Origin of the sequence: uncultured Intestinimonas sp., assembly GCF_944387725.1 — a bacterium.
In the GTDB taxonomy this organism is placed as follows: domain Bacteria; phylum Bacillota; class Clostridia; order Oscillospirales; family Oscillospiraceae; genus Intestinimonas.
Genome location: NZ_CALXGA010000094.1, coordinates 1 through 5,708, shown reverse-complemented (window position 1 = coordinate 5,708; position 5,708 = coordinate 1). Strand labels below are relative to the sequence as shown.

The following is a 5,708-nucleotide window of genomic DNA, read 5'->3' as shown; positions in this document are numbered from 1 at the left end:
GAGGGGGCCCTGATGAAGGCCATCCGCTCCCTGGAGCTGCCGGTGAAGTCCCTGCGCCTGGAGGGCCTGGAGGACCTCTACACCGAGGAGATCGAGGAGCGGCTGGCCAACGTGGATGACCAGCGGCTCTTTGTGGTGGCCGAGGCCCTGCGCCGGGGCTTCTCCCCGGAGAAGATCAACAAGATCACCCGGATGGATATCTGGTTCCTGGACCGCTTCCGCAACATCGTGGAGATGGAAAACCGCCTGGAGCGGGGGAAGCCGGAGGCCGGCACCCTCCGCGCAGCCAAGGAAATGGGCTTCTCCGACGCCTGGATTGCCGCCCTCTCGGGGGGCACCGCCCCGGAGGTCAAGGCCCTGCGGGAGTCCCTGGGCATCCGCCCAGCCTTCAAGATGGTGGACACCTGCGCCGCCGAGTTCGAGGCCCAGACTCCCTACTACTACTCCACCTACGACCAGGAAAACGAGGCCCTGGACCCGGCGGAGCCGGACGCCCCGAAGAAGAAGGTCCTGGTGCTGGGCTCCGGCCCCATCCGCATCGGCCAGGGCATCGAGTTCGACTACTGCTCGGTCCACTCGGTCTGGGCCTTCAAACGCCTGGGCTATGAGACCATCATCATCAACAACAACCCCGAAACCGTCTCCACCGACTTCGACGTGGCCGACAAGCTCTACTTCGAGCCCCTGACCCCCGAGGACGTCCAGAACGTGGTGGAGCTGGAGCAGCCCTGGGGGGCGGTGGTCCAGTTCGGGGGCCAGACCGCCATCAAGCTGGCAAAGGCCCTCACCGATATGGGGGTCCCCATCCTGGGCACCTCCTCCGACGGCGTGGACGCCGCCGAGGACCGGGAGCGCTTCGACGCCATCCTCCAGCAGTGCGGCATCCCCCGGGCCGCCGGCCGGACGGTCTTCACCACCCAGGAGGCCCTGGACGCCGCCCACGAGATCGGCTACCCGGTGCTGGTGCGGCCCTCCTACGTCCTGGGGGGCCAGGGCATGGAGATCGCCTACAACGACCGGAACATCGTGGAGTTCATGCGCATTATCAACCAGACGGTCCAGGAGCACCCCATCCTGGTGGACAAATACCTCATGGGCCGGGAGGTGGAGGTGGACGGCGTCTTCGACGGGGAGGACATCCTCATCCCCGGCATCATGGAGCATGTGGAGCGGGCCGGGGTCCACTCCGGGGACTCCATCTCGGTCTATCCCCCCCTCCATATTGAGGAGAAGCACCAGCAGACCATCCTGAAGTACACCTACGACCTGGCCAAGGCCCTGGGGGTCATCGGCCTCATCAACATCCAGTTCATCCTCTACGACGACCAGGTCTACGTCATCGAGGTCAACCCCCGCTCCAGCCGGACCATCCCCTATATCTCCAAGGTCACGGGGGTGCCCATCATCGACCTGGCCACCCGGGTAATGCTGGGCCAGAGGCTCCGGGACCTGGGCTATGGCACGGGCGTCTACCCCGAGGCCCCCTACTACGCCGTGAAAATGCCGGTGTTCTCCTTTGAGAAGCTCACCGACGTGGACACCGGCCTGGGCCCCGAGATGAAGTCCACCGGCGAGTGCCTGGGCTTGGCCGAGTCCTTCCCCCAGGCCCTGCTGAAGGCCTTCAAGGGGGCCAACATGAAAGTGCCCAAGAAGGGCGGGCGGGTCATCATCACCATGAAGGATGAGGACAAGGGGGAAATGATCGGCATCGCCCGGGGCCTGGAGGACATGGGCATCGAGATTCTGGCCACCTCCGGCACCTGCGACGCCCTGAACGCCGCCGGGGTCCCCGCCCGGAAGGTGGCCCGGGTCTCCCAGGCCCACCCCAACATCCTGGATATGATCGCCTCCGGCTCGGTGGACCTGGTCATCAACACCCCCACCCGGGGCCGGAAGCACGACACCGACGGCTTCAAAATCCGCCGGGCCGCCGTGGAGCACTCGGTGGCCTGCGTCACCGCCATCGACACCGCCCACGCCATTCTCACCGTCCGGGAGCGGGGCCGCAGCGCCGACCTGCGCCCCATCGACATCACCAAGATCTGAGGGGGAACCTTTTCCATCCGATCCCGTCTAAAGGGTATCTGACTGCGAGAGGAAGGATGTCCCATGAAACAGCGGTACTGGTTCCCAGTTCTGGCCCTGCTCCTGCCGGCCCTGGCCGCCTGCGAGGGCCGGGATGAGCCCCTGAGCGAAAAGCCCGTCCTCTACCTCTACCCGGAGGAGGAGACCCTGGTCTCTGTGGGGCTGGACCTGGGGGGGGCCCTCACCAGCAGCTATCCAGCTTATGAGGAGGGCTGGAGGGTGCTGGCCGCCCCCGACGGGACCCTCACCGACCCGGAGACCGGGCGAACCTATTACTGCCTCTTCTGGGAGGCGGACCTGGAAACGGCGCACGACTTCTCCACCGGCTTCTGTGTGGCGGGGGAGGAGACTGCGGCCTTTCTGGAGGGAGCCCTGGCGGACCTGGGCCTCACTCAGCGGGAGGCCAACGAATTTCTCATCTACTGGCTGCCCCGGATGGAGGAGAATCCCTACAACCTGATCTCCTTCGAGACCGGGGCCTACACCGACGCTGCCGGGCTGGCCATTGACCCGGCCCCGGACACCCTCCTCCGGGTCTTTATGGCCTGGAAGGGGCTGGAGGAGCCGGTGGAGGTAGCGCCCCAGACCCTGACCGCCCCGGTGCGCACCGGCTTCACCGCCGTGGAGTGGGGCGGGGCGGAGGTGGCGTCATGAGGGACCGGCGGGTTTGGCCCGCCCTCCTGCTGGCCCTGGCCCTGGCGGGGTGCACCGCCGGGGGTGGGGACCCGGTTTCCCCGGGAAATCTCCCCGACAGCACCCCGGAAGCCGCTCCTGCGTCCAGCGCCACCGCCCCGCTGGAGCCCGTCTCCACGGAGCCCGCGGCCCTGCTGCCTGAGGACACCGGCGGGGACGGCGCCATGACCCTCTGGTACTGGGACGGAGAGACCTGCCTGACCCAGACCGTCTTCCAGCCCCAAAAGGGGGAGCTGCTGGCGGACCTCTCCGCCCTCACCGGCCAGGCGGAGGCGGGGCTGACCTTCCCGGAGGAGGGCCCCCTGTGGGGCCTCTCCCTGACCCGCACCGAGTACGACTTTGAGGCCGCCTGGCGGCAGGGGGTGTGGAGCGACTCCGAGGGCCGGGTGCTCCGGGCCGAGGTGGACTTCCAGGCCCTCTGGGACGGGGGCGGCGGGGACCTCTCCCAGCGGGAGGTCCAGGGCTTTCCAGCCGGCTTCCCCAACCAGCGGAATCTGGCCCTGGCGGCCGGGACCTGGAATCCCGCCTTCCTGACCCTGGGCCAGGAGGCCCCGGCCCCGGCGGGCGTCACCCTGGAGCTGGAGGCCGACGGGTCCGATGGACTGACCGGCACCCTCGGCAACAGCGGGACGCAGACGTGCTTTTTCGGGGAGGGCTATGAGCTCCAGGCGGCGCTGGAGGGCGTCTGGTACAGCGTCCCCTACCGGGACACCGGCCACTACGCCTTCAACAGCATCGGCCTGACGCTCCGGCCCGGAGAGATCTATGTGTTCCAGCCCTGGATGGACCTTTGGCTGCCCCTGCCCGACGGCGATTACCGCATCTGCAAGTCCTGCGGCGACGGTATGGCCGCTTCCGCTGGATTTTCCGTGGCGGAGGGGGCGGTTCAGGTCCCGTGACCCGGCGCTTCATTCCAAACAGAAAGAAGGAAGAACCATGTCCCATCAGACCGTCATCGTCCTGGACTTCGGGGGCCAGTACAACCAGCTCATTGCCCGCCGGGTCCGGGAGTGCGGGGTCTACTGCGAGGTCAAGCCCTACACCACCCCCCTGGCCCAGCTGAAGGCCATGGAGCCCATCGGCATCATCTTCACCGGCGGGCCCAACAGTGTCTACGACGAGAAGGCCCCACGGGTGGATGGGGCGATTTTCACCTGGGGTGTGCCCATTCTGGGCATCTGCTACGGCTGCCAGCTCATGGCCCAGGCCCTGGGGGGGGAGGTCACCCAGGCCCAGGACGACGCCGCCCGGGAGTACGGCAAGACCCTCACCAGCTACGACACAAATTGCCGGCTCTTCCGGGGGTTCCCGGCCCAGGGGATTTCCTGGATGAGCCACAGCGACTACATGGCCCGGGTGCCGGAGGGCTTTGCCCTCACCGCCCACAGCGCCAACTGCCCCAATGTGGCCGTCGCCGACGAGGGGCGGGGGTTCTACGGGGTGCAGTTCCACCCGGAGGTCAATCACACGGAGCACGGCGTGGACATGATTCGGAACTTTCTCTATGAGGTCTGCGGGGCTGTGGGGGACTGGACCATGGGGGACTACTTAAAGACCTCCGTGGCAGCCATCCGGGAGAAGGTGGGGAGCGGCAAGGTGCTCCTGGCTCTCTCCGGCGGGGTGGACTCCTCGGTCTGCGCGGCCCTGCTGGCGGAGGCCGTGGGCCGGCAGCTCACCTGCGTCTTTGTGGACCACGGCCTCATGCGGAAGGATGAGGGGGACGAGGTGGAGGCCGCCTTCGCCAAGTGGGATTTGAACTTCATCCGGGTGGACGCCGAGGCCCGGTTTTTGGACCAGCTCGCCGGCGTCACCGAGCCGGAGCGCAAGCGGAAGATCATCGGCGAGGCCTTCATCCGGGTCTTCGAGGAGGAGGCCAGGAAGATCGGAGCCGTGGATTTTCTGGCCCAGGGGACCATCTACCCTGACGTCATCGAGTCCGGAGCCGGGGACGCCGCGGTGATCAAGAGCCACCACAACGTGGGGGGGCTGCCGGACTATGTGGACTTTCGGGAGATCCTTGAGCCCCTGCGCCTGCTCTTCAAGGACGAGGTCCGGCAGCTGGGCCGGGAGCTGGGCCTTCCGGAGTATCTGGTGATGCGCCAGCCCTTCCCGGGCCCCGGCCTGGCCATCCGGGTCATCGGGGACCTGACCCGGGAGAAGCTGGACACCCTACGGGAGGCCGACGCCATCTACCGGGAGGAGATCACCGCCGCCGGCCTGGACCGGACCATTAACCAGTATTTCGCCGTCCTCACCAATACCCGCTCCGTGGGGGTCATGGGCGACGGCCGGACCTACGACTACACCCTGGCCCTCCGGGCCGTCACCACCTCCGACTTCATGACCGCCGACTGGGCCCGGATTCCCTACGAGGTGCTGGACCGGGTCTCTACGAGAATTGTCAACGAGGTCCAGGGGATTAACCGGATTGTGTATGACATCACCAGTAAGCCCCCGGCAACAATCGAGTGGGAATAAGCAAAAAGTGGATATGAGGGCTCGCAAACCCTTGAAAATACTGACTTTTTGATTTTTCAAATCCCCATTTGATAGCAGATTGATAGCACTCGTCAAATCCCGATTTATTGAGTTTGAAAAGAAAAATCGGGTGGCTTGCGAGTAGCCTAAAAATCCTCATCTTTTTATTCATAAGTAAAAGGTCTAACTGATTTTTGCTAATCAGTTAGACCTTTTTTATTTTGCTCTCATTTATCTGAATTTTCTGATTTTGTGCAACAAATGGCCTTTCCCGTGGCCTACAAGTGAGAGGGTTAGATCAGACCCTCCGGCGGTACCTTAGTGCGGATCTGGTTGCTGTCGTACTCCGGGTAGTGGTAACGCCAGCGGTCATAGTCCTCCTGAGAGATCTCACCGGCTTCCAATTTGGCCGCCTGTTCCCGCCAGGCCCAGAGCATCTCATGCAGCCGGGC

Annotated in this window: 4 protein-coding genes and 1 pseudogene; 4 read left to right on the top strand and 1 reads right to left on the bottom strand. The window is 65.3% G+C overall.

Going from position 1 to position 5,708, the window contains the following annotated elements:
- The 4 genes from carB to guaA all read left to right on the top strand — a co-directional run.
- Nucleotides 1-2,046: carbamoyl-phosphate synthase large subunit (carB, locus tag Q0K09_RS10200; RefSeq protein ID WP_294475909.1), on the top strand; the 2,046-nt coding region annotated here is incomplete at its 5' end.
- Between the two features lie 63 nt (nucleotides 2,047-2,109).
- Nucleotides 2,110-2,739 (top strand): hypothetical protein, encoded by a 630-nt coding sequence (locus tag Q0K09_RS10195; RefSeq protein ID WP_294475907.1) that lies wholly within the window; start codon nucleotides 2,110-2,112, stop codon nucleotides 2,737-2,739.
- On the top strand, nucleotides 2,736-3,677 hold the full coding sequence (locus tag Q0K09_RS10190) for an immunoglobulin-like domain-containing protein (RefSeq protein ID WP_294475906.1): 942 nt from the start codon (nucleotides 2,736-2,738) through the stop codon (nucleotides 3,675-3,677). Before Q0K09_RS10195 ends, Q0K09_RS10190 begins: the two co-directional genes overlap by 4 nt.
- Before the next feature lie 37 nt (nucleotides 3,678-3,714).
- Nucleotides 3,715-5,256, top strand: a complete 1,542-nt coding sequence (gene guaA / locus Q0K09_RS10185; protein WP_294475905.1) for a glutamine-hydrolyzing GMP synthase — start codon at nucleotides 3,715-3,717, stop codon at nucleotides 5,254-5,256.
- Nucleotides 5,257-5,549: 293 nt separating this feature from the next.
- Here guaA and Q0K09_RS10180 read toward each other — a convergent pair.
- A pseudogene (locus Q0K09_RS10180) lies at nucleotides 5,550-5,708 on the bottom strand (transcriptional regulator); the annotation flags it as partial.

What these genes read in the sequence shown, in the direction of transcription:
- Q0K09_RS10195 (WP_294475907.1), top strand. Translation starts at nt 2,110, where the DNA reads ATGAAACAGCGGTACTGGTTCCCAGTTCTGGCCCTGCTCCTGCCGGCC.
- guaA (WP_294475905.1), top strand. Translation starts at nt 3,715, where the DNA reads ATGTCCCATCAGACCGTCATCGTCCTGGACTTCGGGGGCCAGTACAAC.
- Q0K09_RS10190 (WP_294475906.1), top strand. Translation starts at nt 2,736, where the DNA reads ATGAGGGACCGGCGGGTTTGGCCCGCCCTCCTGCTGGCCCTGGCCCTG.